Source organism: Bradyrhizobium sp. Kon10, assembly GCF_055807395.1.
Window position 1 is genome coordinate 1 of the sequence record NZ_JBVVOZ010000082.1, and the last position, 1,784, is coordinate 1,784.

Annotated in this window: 1 protein-coding gene; it reads right to left on the reverse strand. The window is 65.2% G+C overall.

Going from position 1 to position 1,784, the window contains the following annotated elements:
* Positions 1-138: 138 nt before the first annotated feature.
* A complete protein-coding gene (locus AC0L2O_RS36095) occupies positions 139-1,530 on the reverse strand; it encodes a T6SS phospholipase effector Tle1-like catalytic domain-containing protein (RefSeq protein ID WP_473373108.1) in 1,392 nt (463 codons plus the stop codon).
* Positions 1,531-1,784: the final 254 nt, after the last annotated feature.

Below are 1,784 nucleotides of genomic sequence, written 5' to 3' on the forward strand. Positions count from 1 at the left end.
TGCGGAAAGCGGAGGTAGCGCGGTGGGGGCTTACCCCCCCTGGAGGGGGAGGGTCGATCGCGCGGAGCGCGAGCGGGGTGGGGTGATCTCTCCACTCGGGCACTGTTCGTCGCGGAGAGACCGTCACCCCACCCCGGCTCACATTTCGCTATGCTCAATGTGCGCCGACCCTCCCCCTCCAGGGGAGGGTGGAAGCACTCCGGCCGTCACGATCTCCCCGGCCTCAGTGTCCGCCTCGGCACCAGAGCCCGGCGCCACCGGCATCGGCACGGTCACATAATCCTTCGGCAAATTCACCGGCCGATACGCCGGCTCCACCGCCATCCGCTTCAGCACGCTCTCATGCACATGCGCGCCGTCGGGAATGACGCGCGGTTCGCAGTCGGGGATGTAGAAGCCGAGCACCACCTTTCGCGTCGGCCATTCCTTGTACTTCGCGCTCTTCGGCAGAAATTCCAGCAGGCGCCAGGCCGCGCTCATGGAATCGTGCAGCGCGCCCGCCGTGCCGGTGTAGCACGGCGCGACATAACTGAACGGGCTGTTCCTGCGCTGGATGCCCCAGGCCAGCTGGTTCACCGTGCGCGGGTTGAAGTTGAGGCCGGCCTTGGTCGCCTCCTCGATCATCCAGAGCAGCGGATATTTGGACTCCCCGCTCTCGGCTTCCGGATAGCCGCCGCCCACGTCGCAATGCACGCCGGCGAACCACACCTGAAGAATGTCCTGCGGCACCTTCTTTTCGTCGGGCACGTAGCGGTGGCTCCAGAACTCCTGCGGCTCCTCATACTCTTTGAGGCGGAACATGCAGCGCCGCTCGTCGATCGCGATCGCCTGGCGGAAGATGTTGACGCTGGGATTGCGCAGCGTGAAGGCGAGCTCCTCCAGGCTGAACACATAGAACAAATTGTCGCGCCGCGGCACGATGACGCTCGCCACCGTGTCCCACACGCCGATGAAATGGATGGTCGGCCAGCGCGTCGAGGTGATGCGCGCGAATTGCGCGGCGAGGTCGAAGGGGTCCTTCGGCAGCGGCCCGTCGGCGTCGACGGCGATGTTCTTGAGGTCTTCGATGTCGTTGCCGCGCCCGGTGCCGGAATATTGCTTGTAGGCGACGAGGCCTGAGCCTGCGAGATTGGTCTGCTCCGGCGAGATCAGCCCGATTTTGTGGATCAGCCCCGCCAGCACGCGCACCGTGTAGGCGCCGCGCGAAAAACCGAACAGATAGATCTTGTCGCCGGGCGCGTAATGCTCGACCAGGAAGCGATAGGCCGCGAGCACGTTGTCGTCGAGCCCGTAGCCGGTGGCGAGCCCCAGCACCAGGTTGATGTCGGCCTTCCAGCGATTCCACGTCGACGGCTCCGTCACCGTGCCGACGCCGGGATCGTAGAACACCATCTGCCGCGGCTGCGTCCTGTCGGTCTTGCGCAGGCAGCGATACAGCTTCAGGACGTTGGAGATGTTCTCCGAGATCTCGTTGCCGGTGCCGTCGCAGCAGACGACGAGATTCTTCGCGCTCGCGTGCTCATGCTCCACAGGATGACCCCTCCCGCTGATGCTACCGGTGCGAGTATAGCGCAGAAGTGCGGCGGGGAGGAGATGGTGCGAGTCCGCTTACCCTCCCCTGGAGGGGTCCGAGACGAGCGTAGCTCGCTCGCGGGTCGATCGCGCGCAGCGCGAGCGGGGTGGGGTGATCTCTCAACACGGGCAGTGTGGATGCGGAGAGACCGTCACCCCACCCCGTCTCACATTCCGCTACGCTTCATGTGAGCCGACCCACGAGCGAGCTA